At 59.7% G+C, this 15,358-nt stretch carries 18 protein-coding genes and 1 pseudogene; 13 read left to right on the top strand and 6 right to left on the bottom strand.

All coding sequences use genetic code 11. From position 1 onward, the window contains the following. Positions 1-12 precede the first annotated feature (12 nt). Complete coding sequence (gene potA / locus F2S13_RS22485; RefSeq protein WP_166364945.1) at positions 13-1,155, bottom strand: polyamine ABC transporter ATP-binding protein; 1,143 nt, start codon at positions 1,153-1,155, stop codon at positions 13-15. Positions 1,156-1,369: 214 nt separating this feature from the next. Then, complete coding sequence (locus tag F2S13_RS22480) at positions 1,370-1,546, bottom strand: hypothetical protein (RefSeq protein ID WP_166364943.1); 177 nt, start codon at positions 1,544-1,546, stop codon at positions 1,370-1,372. Positions 1,547-1,826: 280 nt separating this feature from the next. Between F2S13_RS22480 and F2S13_RS22475 the strand changes: the two genes are divergently transcribed. The 9 genes from F2S13_RS22475 to F2S13_RS22435 all read left to right on the top strand — a co-directional run bounded on the left by F2S13_RS22475 (position 1,827) and on the right by F2S13_RS22435 (position 10,873). Beyond that, the gene (locus tag F2S13_RS22475) at positions 1,827-3,203 is read left to right on the top strand and encodes a glutamine synthetase family protein (RefSeq protein WP_166364941.1); all 1,377 of its coding nucleotides are present in this window, start codon (positions 1,827-1,829) and stop codon (positions 3,201-3,203) included. A 34-nt stretch (positions 3,204-3,237) separates the two neighbouring features. Then, positions 3,238-4,728, top strand: coding sequence for an aldehyde dehydrogenase (locus F2S13_RS22470; RefSeq protein WP_166364939.1), 1,491 nt, complete (start codon positions 3,238-3,240; stop codon positions 4,726-4,728). A 206-nt stretch (positions 4,729-4,934) separates the two neighbouring features. After that, a complete protein-coding gene (locus F2S13_RS22465; RefSeq protein ID WP_166364937.1) occupies positions 4,935-5,483 on the top strand; it encodes a cupin domain-containing protein in 549 nt (182 codons plus the stop codon). A 249-nt stretch (positions 5,484-5,732) separates the two neighbouring features. Further along, positions 5,733-6,509, top strand: a complete 777-nt coding sequence (locus F2S13_RS22460; protein ID WP_166364934.1) for an ABC transporter substrate-binding protein — start codon at positions 5,733-5,735, stop codon at positions 6,507-6,509. Between the two features lie 57 nt (positions 6,510-6,566). Next, positions 6,567-7,256, top strand: coding sequence for an ABC transporter permease (locus F2S13_RS22455; protein ID WP_166364932.1), 690 nt, complete (start codon positions 6,567-6,569; stop codon positions 7,254-7,256). A 14-nt stretch (positions 7,257-7,270) separates the two neighbouring features. Then, the gene (locus F2S13_RS22450; protein ID WP_166364930.1) at positions 7,271-7,969 is read left to right on the top strand and encodes an ABC transporter permease; all 699 of its coding nucleotides are present in this window, start codon (positions 7,271-7,273) and stop codon (positions 7,967-7,969) included. A gap of 10 nt (positions 7,970-7,979) precedes the next feature. Further along, positions 7,980-9,092 (top strand): succinylglutamate desuccinylase/aspartoacylase family protein, encoded by a 1,113-nt coding sequence (locus tag F2S13_RS22445; protein WP_166364928.1) that lies wholly within the window; start codon positions 7,980-7,982, stop codon positions 9,090-9,092. 18 nt (positions 9,093-9,110) lie between these two features. Next, a complete protein-coding gene (locus F2S13_RS22440) occupies positions 9,111-9,875 on the top strand; it encodes an ABC transporter ATP-binding protein (protein WP_166364926.1) in 765 nt (254 codons plus the stop codon). A gap of 89 nt (positions 9,876-9,964) precedes the next feature. Next, positions 9,965-10,873: a MurR/RpiR family transcriptional regulator gene (locus tag F2S13_RS22435; protein WP_166364924.1), complete on the top strand. Its 909-nt coding sequence runs from the start codon at positions 9,965-9,967 to the stop codon at positions 10,871-10,873. 133 nt (positions 10,874-11,006) lie between these two features. Here the strand turns inward: F2S13_RS22435 and F2S13_RS22430 are convergent, their stop codons facing one another. Continuing rightward, on the bottom strand, positions 11,007-11,216 hold the full coding sequence (locus tag F2S13_RS22430) for a hypothetical protein (RefSeq protein ID WP_166364922.1): 210 nt from the start codon (positions 11,214-11,216) through the stop codon (positions 11,007-11,009). Positions 11,217-11,453: 237 nt separating this feature from the next. Here F2S13_RS22430 and F2S13_RS22425 point away from each other — a divergent pair, with 237 nt between their 5' ends. Then, on the top strand, positions 11,454-11,669 hold the full coding sequence (locus tag F2S13_RS22425; protein WP_166364920.1) for a glycine zipper 2TM domain-containing protein: 216 nt from the start codon (positions 11,454-11,456) through the stop codon (positions 11,667-11,669). A 90-nt stretch (positions 11,670-11,759) separates the two neighbouring features. Beyond that, complete coding sequence (locus F2S13_RS22420; protein ID WP_166364918.1) at positions 11,760-12,320, top strand: lipid-binding SYLF domain-containing protein; 561 nt, start codon at positions 11,760-11,762, stop codon at positions 12,318-12,320. 125 nt (positions 12,321-12,445) lie between these two features. On the opposite strand, the gene F2S13_RS22415 is transcribed toward F2S13_RS22420, so the two are convergent. Together F2S13_RS22415 and F2S13_RS22410 are read right to left on the bottom strand one after the other, a co-directional pair. After that, complete coding sequence (locus F2S13_RS22415) at positions 12,446-13,141, bottom strand: helix-turn-helix domain-containing protein (RefSeq protein ID WP_166364916.1); 696 nt, start codon at positions 13,139-13,141, stop codon at positions 12,446-12,448. A 129-nt stretch (positions 13,142-13,270) separates the two neighbouring features. Then, positions 13,271-13,999, bottom strand: a complete 729-nt coding sequence (locus tag F2S13_RS22410) for a Crp/Fnr family transcriptional regulator (RefSeq protein ID WP_166364914.1) — start codon at positions 13,997-13,999, stop codon at positions 13,271-13,273. A 341-nt stretch (positions 14,000-14,340) separates the two neighbouring features. Here F2S13_RS22410 and F2S13_RS22405 point away from each other — a divergent pair, with 341 nt between their 5' ends. Then, positions 14,341-14,556, top strand: coding sequence for a glycine zipper 2TM domain-containing protein (locus tag F2S13_RS22405; protein ID WP_166364912.1), 216 nt, complete (start codon positions 14,341-14,343; stop codon positions 14,554-14,556). 178 nt (positions 14,557-14,734) lie between these two features. Here the strand turns inward: F2S13_RS22405 and F2S13_RS22400 are convergent, their stop codons facing one another. After that, positions 14,735-14,905: a CsbD family protein gene (locus F2S13_RS22400; protein ID WP_166364910.1), complete on the bottom strand. Its 171-nt coding sequence runs from the start codon at positions 14,903-14,905 to the stop codon at positions 14,735-14,737. A gap of 83 nt (positions 14,906-14,988) precedes the next feature. Between F2S13_RS22400 and F2S13_RS29495 the strand changes: the two are divergent. Beyond that, positions 14,989-15,114, top strand: a pseudogene (locus tag F2S13_RS29495) (lipid-binding SYLF domain-containing protein); the annotation flags it as partial. Positions 15,115-15,358: the final 244 nt, after the last annotated feature.

The raw sequence follows: 15,358 nt of genomic DNA, 5'->3' as shown, positions 1-15,358 counted from the left end.
TATTGAGCTTTTTCATGCGCGCAGTACCACGCCGCTGTCATCCTCCCACCATACGTAGACGCTGTCGTCCCAGGTTGGGCGCGCGCCACGGCGTTCGGCGTTGGCCATGAACGATTGAACGATCTTGCCGCTCGGCAGTTGCACGTAGAACACCGAATGACCGCCCAGGTAGGCGATGTCGTGAACCTTGCCCTTGGACCAGTTGTAGCGGGTGTCCGGCTGTTCGGTGGCGACCAGCATTTTTTCCGGGCGAATGGCGTAGGTGACGGACTTGTCTTCGACCGAGGTGCTGACACCGTGGCCGACGTAAATGCGCTGGTCCAGGTCGTCGCAGTGAATGACCGCGTAGCCTTCCTGGTCTTCGGTGACCACGCCTTCGAAGGCGTTCACGTTGCCGATGAATTCGCAGACCATGCGGCTGGTCGGTGCTTCATAGATGTCGACCGGGCTGCCGGTCTGGGCGATCCAGCCCAGGTGCATGATGGCGATGCGCTGGGCCATGGTCATGGCCTCTTCCTGGTCGTGGGTCACCATGACGCAGGTCACGCCGACGCGCTCGATGATTTCCACCAGCTCGAGCTGCATCTGCGAACGCAGTTTCTTGTCCAGTGCACCCATGGGCTCGTCGAGCAGCAGCAGCTTCGGACGCTTGGCCAGGGAGCGGGCCAGGGCCACGCGCTGACGCTGGCCGCCGGACAACTGGTGCGGCTTGCGCTTGGCGTACTGGGTCATGTGCACCAGCTTGAGCATTTCCTCGACGCGGGCGTCGATTTCGCTGGCAGGCAAACGGTCCTGCTTGAGGCCGAAGGCGATGTTCTGAGCCACGGTCATATGCGGGAACAGGGCATAGGACTGGAACATCATATTGATCGGGCGCTCGTAGGGAGGCATGTCGGTGATGTCGACACCATCGAGCAGGATGCGGCCTTCGGTCGGGCGCTCGAAGCCTGCCAGCATGCGCAGCAGGGTGGACTTGCCGGAACCGGAACCACCGAGCAGGGCGAAAATCTCACCCTGATGGATTTCCAGGGACACATCGTCCACTGCAACGGTTTCATCAAACTTCTTGGTGACGCGATCGACCTTGACCAGAACCTTCTTCGGTTGCTGGTTGCCTTCAAGAGCCTTCCTGTAAGTGCTGGAGGCGTTTGCCATGTGAAACTCCCAACAGGTGTTAGCAGTCGGGCCAATACGGCCCGGACTAATAGATTATTTGCAAGTCGGCCTGGGCCTGACTCATTCAGCGCAGCTGTCCTTGCCGCCAAATGCTGCTTCTTGTTTTCTTCAATACCTATTTGCCGCTGTGCAGAGCGCGCACTGAGGCGCGGCCACGTCCAGGTGGCTGTGGAATCACTGGGTGTTGCCTTGACTATTGAGGGGGAGACAGGATTTCGTTGGCCGATTCAGGATCGGACAACCGGGGAAGAAGGGAGCGATCGCACAGGGAGGCGTGCGCATTGCCGGCGTGATTCGCCAGCGCTTGATAATGGAAGAACGCTACGTCGTTGACGCACGCCGACACACTGATCAATGGCTTGGTTGCCATTTTTATTCACCTCGAAAAGCACATCTTGAGCGAGTTTTTCCAGAGCTTAGCCTCGTTGATTTTAATTAACAACCGTCCTGTCAAAAATTCTACACGGAAGCAGTGCCACATTCGGCGTCTACAGGGTTTTTGGAGACCTTTCCGTTAAAAAAGAATGCTCAATTCGGACGAAAAATGCCGGTGAAGGGCGGTTTTGCCGCTCTTGACTTCCTTCAGGCTTTCGGATTGACTGAGCTCGTGAAAGCCCGTGCATATTATATTTAACAATAGGTGCTCAATCATGTCGGTACCCTTGCGTGCGGTTCAGCTTAACGAAGCGAACGCATTCCTTAAGAAACACCCCGAGGTTTTGTACGTCGACCTTCTGATTGCGGATATGAATGGTGTGGTGCGTGGCAAGCGCATCGAGCGCACCAGTCTGCACAAGGTCTACGAAAACGGAATCAACCTGCCAGCGTCGCTGTTTGCCCTGGACATCAACGGCTCCACCGTGGAAAGCACCGGCCTTGGCCTGGACATCGGCGACAGCGACCGCATCTGCTATCCGATCCCCGGCACGCTCAGCGTCGAACCCTGGCAAAAGCGCCCGACCGCGCAATTGCTGATGACCATGCACGAACTTGAAGGCGAGCCGTTCTTCGCCGATCCGCGGGAAGTGCTGCGTCAGGTGGTGAGCAAGTTCGACGATCTGGGCCTGACCATCTGTGCCGCGTTCGAGCTGGAGTTCTACCTGATCGACCAGGACAACGTGAACGGTCGGCCACAGTCGCCACGCTCGCCGATTTCCGGCAAACGTCCGCAATCGACCCAGGTCTACCTGATCGACGACCTGGACGAATACGTCGACTGCCTGCAGGACATCCTCGAAGGTGCGAAAGAGCAGGGAATCCCGGCCGACGCCATCGTCAAGGAAAGCGCCCCGGCGCAGTTCGAAGTGAACCTGCACCACGTTGCCGATCCGCTCAAGGCCTGCGATTACGCCGTGCTGCTCAAGCGCCTGATCAAGAACATCGCCTACGACCATGAGATGGACACCACCTTCATGGCCAAGCCTTACCCGGGCCAGGCGGGCAACGGTCTGCACGTGCACATTTCGATTCTCGACAAGCAAGGCAACAACATCTTCGCCAGCGAGGATCCCGAGCAGAACGCCGCACTGCGTCACGCGATCGGCGGTGTGCTCGAGACCCTGCCTGCGCAAATGGCTTTCCTGTGCCCGAACGTCAACTCGTACCGCCGCTTCGGCGTCCAGTTCTACGTGCCGAACTCGCCGAGCTGGGGCATCGACAACCGCACCGTGGCGGTCCGTGTGCCGACAGGTTCGGCCGATTCGGTGCGCATCGAACACCGCGTCGCCGGCGCCGATGCCAACCCGTATCTGCTGCTGGCTTCGGTGCTGGCGGGCGTGCACCACGGCCTGACCAACAAGGTCGAGCCAGGTGCGCCGGTCGAAGGCAACAGCTACGAGCAAAACGAGCAGAGCCTGCCGAACAACCTGCGCGATGCCCTGCGCGAGTTGGACGACAACGAAATCATGGCTCGCTACATCAGCCCCGAATACATCGATGTGTTCGTGGCGTGCAAGGAAAGTGAGCTCGCCGAGTTCGAAAACTCCATTTCGGACCTCGAGTACAACTGGTACCTGCACACGGTCTGAGGACCGACCCCTTTACCTGTGTTGAGTTTATTTAATGGCTAAAAATCGCAACGACTGGGAACAGTCTTTCCAGTCCCTCCAAATCGAAGGTCGGGCATTCATCGACGGTCAATACTGCGCGGCAGCCGACGGCGCCACCTTTGACTGCACCAGTCCGGTCGATGGTCGCTTCCTGGCCAAGGTCGCCAGCACCGATGCCGCCGACGCCGAACTGGCCGTCCAGGTCGCTCGCCGCACCTTTGAATCCGGTGTCTGGTCGGGTCTCGCTCCGGCCGAGCGCAAGCGCATCCTGATTGCCTTTGCCGACCTGATCCTGGTCCACAAGGAAGAGCTTGCACTGCTCGAAACCCTGGACATGGGCAAGCCGATCAGCGATTCGCTGTCCATCGACGTGCCGGCCACCGCCAATGCCATCCGCTGGACCGCCGAGGCGATCGACAAGGTCTACGACGAAGTCGCGGCTACCCCCCAGGATCAACTGGGCCTGGTGACCCGTGAAGCGGTGGGCGTGGTTGCGGCCATCGTGCCGTGGAACTTCCCAATGATCATGGCCAGCTGGAAATTCGCACCGGCGCTGGCAGTCGGTAACTCGTTCATTCTCAAGCCTTCGGAAAAATCGCCGCTGACGGCGATCCGCATGGCCCAGTTGGCACTGGAAGCCGGTATTCCGAAGGGCGTGTTCAACGTTCTGCCTGGCTACGGTCACACCGTCGGCAAGGCGCTGGCGCTGCACGCTGATGTGGATGTGCTGGCCTTCACCGGTTCCACCGCGATTGCCAAGCAGCTGATGGTCTATGCCGGCCAGAGCAACATGAAACGCGTGTGGGCCGAGGCGGGCGGCAAGAGCGCCAACGTCGTGTTCGCCGACGCGCCGGATCTGAAGGCTGCTGCCGAGGCGGCGGCCGGTGCCATCGCCTTCAACCAGGGTGAAGTCTGCACCGCAGGTTCGCGCCTGCTGATCGAGCGTTCGGTCAAGGATCAATTCATGCCGATGCTGGTCGAGGCGCTGAAGGCCTGGAAGCCAGGTCACGCGCTGGATCCTGCGACCACCGTGGGGGCCGTCGTCGACGCTCGCCAGCTCGAGAACGTGCTGCGTTACGTGCAGATCGGCCAGGACCAGGGCGCTGCCCTGATCGCCGGCGGCAGCCGCACCCTCGAAGAAACGGGTGGCCTGTACATCGAGCCAGCCATTTTCGACGGCGTGAACAATGCCATGACCATCGCCCAGGAAGAAATTTTCGGCCCGGTGCTGTCGGTCATCACCTTCGACACCGCTGAAGAGGCACTGAAAATTGCCAACGACAGCATCTTCGGCCTTGCCGCCGGCGTCTGGACCCGCGACCTGAGCAAGGCTCACACCTTTGCCCGTGGCCTGCGCGCCGGTAGCGTCTGGGTCAACCAGTACGATGGTGGCGACATGACCGCACCGTTCGGCGGCTTCAAGCAGTCGGGCAACGGTCGCGACAAGTCACTGCATGCGTTCGACAAATACACCGAGCTCAAGGCGACCTGGATCAAGCTTTAAATCGTTTCGTTTACTCACTTCTGCGCTTGAGCGGCCGTCGGCCTTGTACCGGCCGCCGCTCTTTTTTTGCAATTGGCGCAGCAGTGGAGGCAAACGTGATTTAATACTTGACGCCCACGCCACTGGGTCGGGGAAAATGGGGGCAATGACGTCATTGTCTGCGAACCACTCCCAATTCCTTCAAGTATCTTGCACATAAGGCTGCCATGGACACGGGGACTCGTCTCAAACTCGTACGCGAAAACTACAAGATGTCCCAGCGGGAGCTGGCCAGGCGTAGCGGTGTTACGAATGCCACTATCTCTTTGATAGAACAGAATCGCGTCAGCCCTTCAGTCAGTTCGCTGAAGAAGCTTCTCGAAGGCTTTCCGATGTCATTGTCGGATTTTTTCACCTTCGATGAACCGCCTCGGGAAGAACGCTACGTTTTCCGCGCCAATGAACAGCCCGACCTGGGTCGTCATGGCCTGCGCCTGTTGCTCGTGGGTGCACCCATACCGGGCCGGCAGATGCGCTTTTTGCGCGAGCAGTACGCCCCGGGCGCAAGCTCCGGTGAAGAACCGATCGTACACGCCGAAGGCGAGGAGTGCGGGTTGGTCACGCGCGGCACCATCGAAATGACGGTCGACGGCGAAGTGAGCATCCTCAGCGCCGGTGACGGTTACTACTTCCCGACCACCTTGCCCCATCGCTTCCGCAATATCGGCCAGGACGAGGCCGAGATCATCAGCGCCAACACCCCCGCGAACTTCTGATTCCTTCTCGTTCCCACGCTCCGCGTGGGAATGCATCCCTGGACGCTCTGCGTCACCCCTGAGTACACCGACGCTGGAGCGTCTGGACCTGCATTCCTTTGCTCCGCGTGGGAACGAGGGGGTGCTTTTGCACGTCCGTGAATGACACAAAAAATATCACAATGTTGCAAAGTGAAATAAAACGTGTCATTTATGGTCGCAACAAATCCAACAACACCCCGCCAGAGCGGAATCGAAGGAGTCCATAAAATGAACAAGATCGCACTTCTAGGGGCGCTCACCCTGAGCGTTTGCAGCTTTCTGGCCCACGCCGACGAAGACACCCTGCGCATCGGTATCGAGTCGGCCTACCCGCCGTTTTCCTTCAAGACGCCGGAAGGCAACCTCAGCGGCTTTGACTACGACATCGGCAACGCCCTGTGCGAAGAGATGAAGATCAAGTGCCAGTGGGTAGTCCAGGAATTCGACGGCATGATCCCGTCGCTCAAGGTGCGCAAGATCGATGCGGTGCTGTCGTCGATGTCGATCACCGATGATCGTCTGAAGTCCGTCGACTTCAGCAAGAAGTACTACCACACCCCCGGCAAGTTCGCGATGAAGGCGGGCAACGTCATCAACGACCCGGCGATTGACCTCAAGGGCAAGAAGCTCGGCGTGCAACGCTCTTCGACCTATGACCGCTATGCCTCCGAGAAGCTGGAAGCGCAGGGGGTCATCGTGGTGCGTTACGGCAGCCAGAACGAAGCCTTCCTCGACCTTGCCGCCGGCCGCCTGGATGCCACGCTGGCAGACATTATCAACACCGATGAAAGCTTTATCAAAACCCCGGCGGGCCAGGGGTTCGCCCTGACCGGACCGGACATCAACGACCCCCATTACTTCGGCCGCGGCGCCGGAATCGCCTTGCGCAAGGGTGACACTGCCAATGCCGAGCGCCTGAATGCCGCCATCGATGCCATCCGCGCCAACGGCAAGTACCAGCAGGTGCAGGCCAAGTACTTCAGCTTCGATATCTACGGCGAGTAAGCCTGCCTGTCACCCCGCGCCGCCTGGCTGGCGGCGCATCGCCTGAGGAATTCCATCATGTTGTACGGCTACGGACCGAGCATTCTCGAGGGTGCCTGGCTCACCATCAGCCTGGCCCTGACCGCCATGGCGCTGGCCATCGGGCTCGGCCTTCTGGGCGCAGCCTTTCGCCTGTCGCCGGTGAAGTGGCTGGCGCTACTGGGCGAAGGCTACACCACCCTGATCCGGGGCATCCCGGACCTGGTGCTGATCCTGCTGATCTTCTACGGCGGCCAGGATCTGGTGAACCGCATCGCCCAGTTGCTTGGCTACACCCACTACATCGACATCAACCCCTTTATCGCCGGCGTGTGCACCATGGGCTTCATCTTTGGTGCCTACCTCTCGGAAACCTTTCGCGGGGCCTTCATGGCCGTACCCAAGGGGCAGGGCGAAGCCGGGGTGGCCTATGGTTTGAGCGGTGCGCAGGTGTTCTGGCGGATCCTGGTGCCACAGATGATTCGCCTGGCCATCCCCGGGTTCACCAACAACTGGCTGGTGCTGACCAAGTCCACGGCGCTGATTTCGGTGATCGGCTTGCAGGACATGATGTTCAAGGCCAAGAACGCGGCCGACGCGACCCATCAGCCGTTTACCTTTTTCCTCGCGGTCGGGGCGCTCTACCTGGTGTTGACCAGTGTGTCGCTGCTGGCGCTGCGTTTCCTGGAAAAACACTACTCGGTCGGCATCAAAGCCGCCGTCCTGTGAGTGGGAGTGACCTCATGCTGCTCGACTATCACCTGATCTGGGAAAACCTGCCGCTGTACTTCAATGGCGCTCTGTTGACCCTGAAACTCCTGTTGTTGTCCCTGGCATTCGGCCTGGTCCTGGCGGTTCCCCTGGCATTGCTGCGGGTGTCCCGCTCGCCACTGCTCAATTTTCCGGCCTGGCTGTACACCTATGTGATTCGCGGCACGCCGATGCTGGTGCAGTTGTTCCTGATCTACTACGGCCTGGCACAGTTCGAAGCGGTGCGCCAAAGCGCATTCTGGCCTTACCTGTCCAGCGCGACGTTCTGCGCTTGCCTGGCCTTTGCCATCAATACCAGTGCCTACAGTGCCGAGCTCCTGGCCGGCAGCCTCAAGGCCACCAGCAACGGCGAGATCGAAGCAGGCCGGGCCATGGGCATGTCGCGCTTTACCCTGTACCGACGGATTCTCCTGCCGTCGGCCCTGCGCCGCGTGTTGCCGCAGTACAGCAACGAAGTCTTGATGATGCTGCAAACCACCAGCCTGGCGTCGATCGTCACTCTGGTCGACATCACCGGCGCCGCGCGTACGGTCAGCTCGCGCTTTTACATGCCGTTCGAAGCCTTCATCACCGCAGGCCTCATCTACCTGGTCCTGACCTTCATTCTGGTTCGTCTGTTCAAGCTGGCCGAGCGCCACTGGCTGGCGTACCTGGCACCGCGCAAGCATTAAGGAAATCGCCATGAAGCACATTCAACACCTGCTGCCCTGGAGCGCGATGGGTACCGAGCGACACCTGTCGGTATTTCGTTTCGGCAGCGGACCGCGCAAAGCCTATATCCAGGCATCGTTGCATGCCGACGAGCTGCCGGGCATGCGCGTCGCCGTCGAACTCAAGCGCCGCCTGCGCGAGCTGGAAGCGCAGGGGCGTCTCAAGGGTGTCATCGAACTGGTGCCGGTGGCCAACCCCATCGGGCTGGGGCAAATGTTCCAGGCGACCCATCAGGGGCGTTTCGAGTTCTCTAGCGGCAAGAACTTCAACCGGGACTTTCCGGTGCTTGCCGATGCCGTTGCGCCTCATCTGGAAGGTCGCCTGGGCGAGGATGCCGAGGCCAATGTCGCGCTCATCCGCAGCGCGATGGTCCATGTCCTCGAAGGCATGCCTGCCGCCGAATCGGAGCTCGACGAACTTCGCCGCCGGCTCATGCGGCACGCTTGCGATGCCGATGTCGTGCTGGACCTGCATTGCGACTTCGAGTCGATCATGCTGCTCTACGCCTTCCCGCAGAACTGGCCACGCTTGCGCTCGCTGGCCGCGCGCCTGGGGGCCGGTGCGGCGCTGCTGGCCGAGGATGCCGGTGGCAACGCTTTCGACGAAGCCTGCGCGATGCCCTGGTTGCAGCTGGCCGAGCGTTTTCCCGAGGCCAATATTCCGCTGGCCTGCGTGGCGACCACCATTGAGTTGCGCGGCATGGCCGACACTGACCGCGAACCGTGCGTGGCCAGTGCCGAGCAGATTCTCGGCTTTCTGGCCGAGCAGGGGCTGATCGGCGGCGATTGGCCCGAGGCACCCACAACCTGCTGCGAGGCCACGCCCTTCGCCGGTGCGCAGTACGCCTGCGCACCGCACCCAGGGGTGGTGAGCTTTCTGCAGCCGGTGGGCGCCCAGGTCAAGGTCGGTGATCCGTTGTTCGAGGTGATCGACCCGCTGACCGACCGTTACAGCGTGGTCCATGCCACCACCGACGGCATTGTCTATGCCCGCGAACGCCTGCGCTTTGCCCAGCCAGGACTGTGGCTGGCCAAGGTGGCAGGTGCCACCCCCATTCGCCAGGGTCGCTTGCTCAGCGACTGATTCACCGGAGTGCACGACATGACCAAACTCGAAGTTCGCGATCTACACAAGTGCTACGGCCGCCACGAAGTGCTCAAGGGTGTATCCCTCGAGGCGAAAGCCGGTGATGTGATCAGCATCATCGGTTCCAGTGGCTCGGGCAAAAGTACATTCTTGCGTTGCATCAATTTGCTGGAGCAACCCAACCAGGGGCAGATTCTGCTCAACGGCGAAGCGCTGAAGCTTGCGGCCAACAAGCTCGGTGGACTCAAGGCGCAGGACCCCAAACAGTTGCAGCGCATGCGTTCGCGCCTGGCAATGGTGTTCCAGCACTTCAACCTGTGGGCGCACATGAGTGCCATTGAAAACGTCATGGAAGCGCCGGTGCATGTGCTGGGTTTGAGCAAGCAGGAGGCGAGGGAAAAGGCCGAACATTATCTGAACCAGGTCGGCGTCGCGCACCGCAAGGGGGCCTACCCGGCCCATATGTCCGGTGGCGAGCAGCAGCGGGTGGCGATCGCCCGTGCCCTGGCCATGGAGCCGGAAGTGATGTTGTTCGACGAGCCGACCTCGGCACTCGACCCTGAACTGGTCGGTGAAGTGCTCAAGGTCATGCAGGACCTGGCCCGGGAAGGCCGCACCATGGTGGTGGTGACCCACGAAATGGGCTTTGCCCGTGAGGTCTCCAACCAGCTTGTGTTTTTGCACCAGGGCCGGGTCGAGGAGCGAGGCAACCCTCGTGAAGTGCTGAACAACCCGCAGTCCGAGCGCCTGCAGCAGTTCCTTGCCGGCAGCTTGAAATAGCCCCCGCATGTGGCCGTCGGTGATGCACGCCGACGGTCGGCTTCGGATACACTTGCGCCCACCTTATGCCAGTACCTGATGAGCCGGATATGCCTACCACTTCGAACAACGCGACTGTCTATGCGGCACCGGTGATGCGCAAACTGGCGCAAATTGTCGGTGACCTGCAGCCGTCGCTGCGCAAGGTCGCGGACTTCATCCTGCGCCATCCGCTCAAGGCCGCGACCTTGACCATCGAGGAACTGGCCAGGGAGACCGCCACGTCGCCCGCAGCTGTCAACCGCCTGGCCAAGGTCATGGACCTGGGCGGGTTCAGCGGCATGAAGGCCGAGCTCGTGGCCACCTTGCAGCAAATGGTGTCCCCGGTCGACAAGCTGCGCAATGAACTGGCACAACGCCCCGACGGTGCATTCGGCTTGCATGAGCAACTGCAGAGTGCTTCCGGCAACCTGGTCACGGCCGGCACCAACAACCATGCCGAGAATTTCGAAGCCTTTGTCAATTGCCTGACCCGTGCCCGCAAGATCTACGTCCTGGGCTTCGGCATCAGCGCCTACCTCGCAGGCCTTGCGGCCTCGACGCTGATGCCGTTCTGTGCCGACGCCACGGCGATCAGCATGGAAGGCGGCAACGAGAACGCGGCCTATCGCCTGGCAGCGATCACCGATCAGGATGTGCTGCTGGCCATCGCCTTGCCCCGCTATTCACTGGACACCACGCAACTGGCACGTTTCGCCAGCGAGCGCGGCGCCACCGTGCTGGCGATCACCGATTCCCCCGCGTCGCCCCTGACGCCCATCGCCCGGCATGTGTTGTTCGCACCGGCCGATCACCCGGTCCTGACCAGCTCCAACATCGCCGTGCTGGCGCTGATCGAAGGCCTGGTGGCCGGGGTGATGACGCGTAATAAAGAGGCGGTGAAACTGGCGACCGAGCTGACCGAAAGCGTGATGAGTTACCTGCACATGCCGGACAGTCACAAGCCTGCCAGAAAGTGATCAGATCACAGATCCTCGTTCCCATCTCCTCGTTCCCACGCTCTGCGTGGGAATGCCTCCGCAGACGCTCAGCGTCGTGACGCTGGAGCGTCAGGTCACTGCATTCCGTTGCTGCGCGTCGGAACGAGGGAACTCAGGGAATCCTTTCCCAGACTTCCGTATCGGCCAGGTCCTTGTCGGTAGCGCGTTTAGCCTTGCCGTGCACAGGGCTCAGCTCATAGGTGTCGACCGCTTCATAAGCTGCCAGATAGCGCACGCCGCTCAGCTTGTGGAGGTAGCGCAGCAGTGGACGGAACGGTGCATCGATGGATATCTCCACGATTGAATCGGTCAATGTGTTCATAACCCCTCCGGCTGCAGCGATTGCTGCATGGTCCTCACTTCCATTCTGTTCTTGATAAGGGTAGCGGCATGTAGGCCATTGCACCGGCCGATCACCCGCAATAAAGAGGCGGTGAGGCTATCGGCGAAATTCGATGGAACGACGCTGTACGTGCAACGTCGAACCACATAAGAGGTCGTGAACAAACACGCGACCCGAGCCTTCGCCAGGGACCCGGGCAATGACTGGAGATAACCCATGAAAACCATGCAGAAGTTCACGCTTGGCGCAGCTGTACTAGGCTTGCTTATTAGCCTCAGTGGCTGCCCCACCATGTCGACGCAGGGCAGAAATACAGCCATTGGTGCCGGTGTCGGTGCCGTCGGCGGCGCCGCTCTCACCCATGGCAGTGCCTTGGGAACCGTTGGCGGGGCGGCTGTTGGCGGCGTTGTTGGCCATGAACTCAAGAAGTAATCGGCACGCGATGTTTGCGACTGACCAGATCGAGTGTCGCGGCTCTTGGGCCGCGCACTCATTTGTTACCGTCTGAACCGGAGCACAACAATGAAAAGCTCACTGCGGTATTTTCTCACGATAGTCTTTGCAATCGTTTCACTGGCATCGCTGGGGTTGCTCAACAGCGCCTCTGCGGCAACGGCTGCGGACCTGGACAAAGACGCCAAGCAAGCCTTGCAGTTGCTCTACAAAACCCACCCGACGGCCGAAACCATGGGGCGCAATGCCAAAGCGATCCTCGTGTTTCCCAACGTTGTCAAAGCCGGGCTGGTGTTTGGCGGCAGTTATGGTGAGGGTGAATTGCTGGTAGGCAATAAAGTGGAAAGTTACTACAACACGGTGAGCGGTTCCTGGGGGCTGCAGGCAGGTGCCCAGTCCTACAGTTATGTCGTGTTCCTGATGAATGACAAGGCCTTGAAATATCTGCGCGAGTCGAGGGGTTGGGAGGTCGGTGTAGGGCCAACCATCGTCCTGGTTGACGAAGGCGCCGCGAAGAATCTATCGAGCACGACGATGAAGGATGATGCCTACGCGTTTGTCTTCGGCCAGCAAGGGTTGATGGCGGGCGTAAGCCTCGAAGGCACCAAGATCTCGCCCATCAAACGCTGAAGGCTCAGTCATTCGACACTTCTCGTTCCCACGCTCTGCGTGGGAACGCAGTGTCCGACGCTCCAGCGTCACGTCGCGGATCATATGCGCAGGCATTCCCACGCGGAGCGTGGGAACGAGAATTATCATTGGGCATCGGTATTGATGGCGCTATAGCATTCGCATGAGGCCGCTTCCAGGCCCTTGCGGTCAAGAATGGTGATTTCACCGCGCGTGTAACGTATCAACCTGCGCTGCTGCAGCGCACCGGCTGCCAGGGTCACGCCACTGCGCCGGACCCCGAGCATATTGGCCAGGAACGCGTGAGTGAGATGAAAGTGATTGGCGTGCGCCCGATCATGGGTCATCAATAACCAGCGCGCCAGGCGCGGCTCGATCTCGTGGAAATGAGTACAGGCCGCGGTTTGAGCAAGCTGCATCAGCAGCACGAAAAGGTATTGATTGAGTCTGCACAGCAACATGGGGTTATCGCGCAGCGCGATCCGCAATTGCGTGCAATTCATCCGCAGACTGGAGCCAGCCCCTTGCACCACTGCGCGCATTGGCGCGGTATTGATGCCCAGGGCCAGGGTCGCACCGAGCATCCCTTCGTTACCGATCAGCCCCATCTCGAGGGGAGGGTGACCGTACAACGTCGTCACCAGCGAGATGCAGGCCGTTCGCGGGAAATACACATGCAGAATGGGATGGCCTGGCTCGCACAGCACGGTGCCAAAAGCCAGTTCGACAGTATCGCACTGCTCCACGAGCCGAATGCGTTCCGTTATCGGCAGGTCCTGGAGCAGTCGGTTTTCTACCCAAAGCCGGGTTGTGGCTGGCACTGGAGTGTCCCGCAGCACAGTGACGGAGGCGGCCACGAGAAAGGTGCTGGGCCGTCCCGTTGTTGGAGTGTGGGCGACACTGGCATGAGGGTCTGTTCGCTACAGCACACAAGCGCTGGCTGGCGTTGATCACAGGTTCGGCCGCGACGGAAGGTAGGGCAACAAGCGCTCGGTTTCCTTTCTGACCACGGCGTAGCATTCGCAGCTCAGCTGTTCGAGCTTCGTCCTGTCCAGCACCTTGATGTGGCCGCGCGTGTATTCGATGACACCCAGGCGCTGCAGCTTGCCGGCGGCATCGGTCACGCCCTCGCGGCGTACACCCAGCATGTTGGCGATCAATTCCTGGGTCATCGTCAGCTGGTTGTCCTGCAGGCGATCAAGCGATAGCAGCAGCCAGCGGCACAGCTGCTGGTCGATGGAGTGGTGCCGATTGCACACCGCGGTCTGGGCCATTTGCGTAATCAGTGCCTGGGTGTAGCGCAGCATCAGCTGGAGCATTTCGCCATGGCGGTTGAACTCGTCCTTGAGCCGCTGGCCGGGCAGGCGCAAGGCATGCCCGGCACTTTGCACAATAGCCCGGCTCGGCGTGCTTTCGCCGCCCATGAACACCGCGATACCAATCAAGCCTTCATTGCCGACCACCGAGATCTCGGCCGAGGCGCCGTTTTCCATCACATACAGCAGGGACACGATGGAATTTGTGGGGAAGTAGACATGGTGCAGGGCGTCGCCCGACTCGTAGAGCACCTTGCCGAGCGGCAGGGTGATCGGTTCGAGGTGAGGCAGCAGGCGGTCCAGCGCTTGCGCCGGCAGGGCTGCAAGGAGGTGGTTCTGTTGTGGCTTGGGTACATCGAACATTGCAGCCACCTTTCAAGGGAGAATTCCCTGATGCCTACAGGTTACTCCAAAACGCACTAAGCGCGGCAACGCACCGAAGTGACGGCCGTAACCTGCGATGCTCAGGGGAACGAGGCTGCGCGTGCAGCTTCGAACGGTGGAGGGTGTCATGAACACACATACTGATCCTAACCTTCGTCAAGGGCCTGGCAAGCCAATGGCGAAACACTCACAGGCCATGCCGATGCCCAACAAGTCGTCGCGCAAGCCTGGGCAGGCTGCCAATGAGCATGCTCACACGAAGTTGAGTGAGGCCGTGCAGCCGAACCACCAGGGACCGAGTCCTTGATTGGAGGTAACCTATGAAAGCCATGCAGAGGTTCACGTTCACCGCCGCAGCGGTAACCCTGCTCATCAGTCTGAGTGGTTGTCCCACTATGTCGACTCAGGGTAGAAACACGGCTATTGGTGCCGGTGTCGGGGCCGTTGGTGGGGCCGCGCTTACCCATGGCAGTGCCTTGGGGACTGTTGGCGGGGCTGCTATAGGCGGTGTCGTTGGCCACGAACTGAAAAATTAACAGGCACCCCGATGATTGCGACTGACCAATCGAGTGTCGCGGTCTTGAGACCGCGCACTCATTCGGTTGCGTACCAATCAAGTGTCTTCCTTTTCATGTTCATTACAGCGAAATACACCGCTGTATGATTGCAGATCAGGTCAGTTGTCTCGACACCGAATCAGGACACTGAATAGACTTAATCCTTCAAGTCTTCTTTCAGATCGCCAAGGCCGGCTTGAACTTTTCCGATGGTTTTCTCAACTCTCCCTTTTTCCTCCAGACGTTCATTGCCAACGGCCTTGCCCGTGGCTTCCTTGATGTTGCCACCAATTTCTTTGACTCTGCCTTTGATTTGATCTTTGTTCATGGTGATCTCCAGTTATTGTATTGTTCACCGAACAGGATCCTCGCAACGCGAAACGGAGTCTGTACGGCAGCACACATAAGTGGGGTTGCGCGAAAAACTTGTCCAGCTCGACGTTGAAGAAGGATGCCTATGCGTTTGTCTTCGATCAGCAGGGCTTGATGGCGGGTGTCAGCATTGAAGGCACCAGGATTTCTCTTGTGAAACGATAAGGGGGACATCACTCATTAATGATTGGTTCAACGCTATATTACTCAGCATTATTCAGACTTGTAATCAGTTGTGTCCGCAAGCATGACACCTGTCGGAATAATGGGTTTGGTGATGGGCGGCAATATCCAGAGAATAAACCGCCAGGAGTCCTGAGTTTGAGCTGATTCAGGAAATTCTTGGCGGTGCTATATTCAGTGTGCAATAAAAACGACTCGGTAAGAATAACTTGATGGCAATCAGTCG

The organism is Pseudomonas akapageensis, from assembly GCF_011355085.1.
GTDB classification, from domain to species: Bacteria; Pseudomonadota; Gammaproteobacteria; order Pseudomonadales; family Pseudomonadaceae; genus Aquipseudomonas; species Aquipseudomonas akapageensis.
The sequence above is the reverse complement of the archived record's forward strand: the minus strand, read 5'-3'. Positions and strand labels throughout refer to the sequence as shown.

Excerpts from the sequence above, each read along its gene's own strand:
- F2S13_RS22405 (WP_166364912.1), top strand. The coding sequence starts at position 14,341 with ATGAAAGCCATGCAGAGGTTCACGTTCACCGCCGCAGCGGTAACCCTG.
- F2S13_RS22440 (WP_166364926.1), top strand. The coding sequence starts at position 9,111 with ATGACCAAACTCGAAGTTCGCGATCTACACAAGTGCTACGGCCGCCAC.
- potA (WP_166364945.1), bottom strand. The coding sequence starts at position 1,155 with ATGGCAAACGCCTCCAGCACTTACAGGAAGGCTCTTGAAGGCAACCAG.
- F2S13_RS22400 (WP_166364910.1), bottom strand. The coding sequence starts at position 14,905 with ATGAACAAAGATCAAATCAAAGGCAGAGTCAAAGAAATTGGTGGCAAC.
- F2S13_RS22425 (WP_166364920.1), top strand. The coding sequence starts at position 11,454 with ATGAAAACCATGCAGAAGTTCACGCTTGGCGCAGCTGTACTAGGCTTG.
- F2S13_RS22445 (WP_166364928.1), top strand. The coding sequence starts at position 7,980 with ATGAAGCACATTCAACACCTGCTGCCCTGGAGCGCGATGGGTACCGAG.
- F2S13_RS22480 (WP_166364943.1), bottom strand. The coding sequence starts at position 1,546 with ATGGCAACCAAGCCATTGATCAGTGTGTCGGCGTGCGTCAACGACGTA.
- F2S13_RS22470 (WP_166364939.1), top strand. The coding sequence starts at position 3,238 with ATGGCTAAAAATCGCAACGACTGGGAACAGTCTTTCCAGTCCCTCCAA.
- F2S13_RS22475 (WP_166364941.1), top strand. The coding sequence starts at position 1,827 with ATGTCGGTACCCTTGCGTGCGGTTCAGCTTAACGAAGCGAACGCATTC.
- F2S13_RS22410 (WP_166364914.1), bottom strand. The coding sequence starts at position 13,999 with ATGTTCGATGTACCCAAGCCACAACAGAACCACCTCCTTGCAGCCCTG.
- F2S13_RS22465 (WP_166364937.1), top strand. The coding sequence starts at position 4,935 with ATGGACACGGGGACTCGTCTCAAACTCGTACGCGAAAACTACAAGATG.
- F2S13_RS22460 (WP_166364934.1), top strand. The coding sequence starts at position 5,733 with ATGAACAAGATCGCACTTCTAGGGGCGCTCACCCTGAGCGTTTGCAGC.
- F2S13_RS22455 (WP_166364932.1), top strand. The coding sequence starts at position 6,567 with ATGTTGTACGGCTACGGACCGAGCATTCTCGAGGGTGCCTGGCTCACC.
- F2S13_RS22420 (WP_166364918.1), top strand. The coding sequence starts at position 11,760 with ATGAAAAGCTCACTGCGGTATTTTCTCACGATAGTCTTTGCAATCGTT.
- F2S13_RS22450 (WP_166364930.1), top strand. The coding sequence starts at position 7,271 with ATGCTGCTCGACTATCACCTGATCTGGGAAAACCTGCCGCTGTACTTC.
- F2S13_RS22430 (WP_166364922.1), bottom strand. The coding sequence starts at position 11,216 with ATGAACACATTGACCGATTCAATCGTGGAGATATCCATCGATGCACCG.
- F2S13_RS22435 (WP_166364924.1), top strand. The coding sequence starts at position 9,965 with ATGCCTACCACTTCGAACAACGCGACTGTCTATGCGGCACCGGTGATG.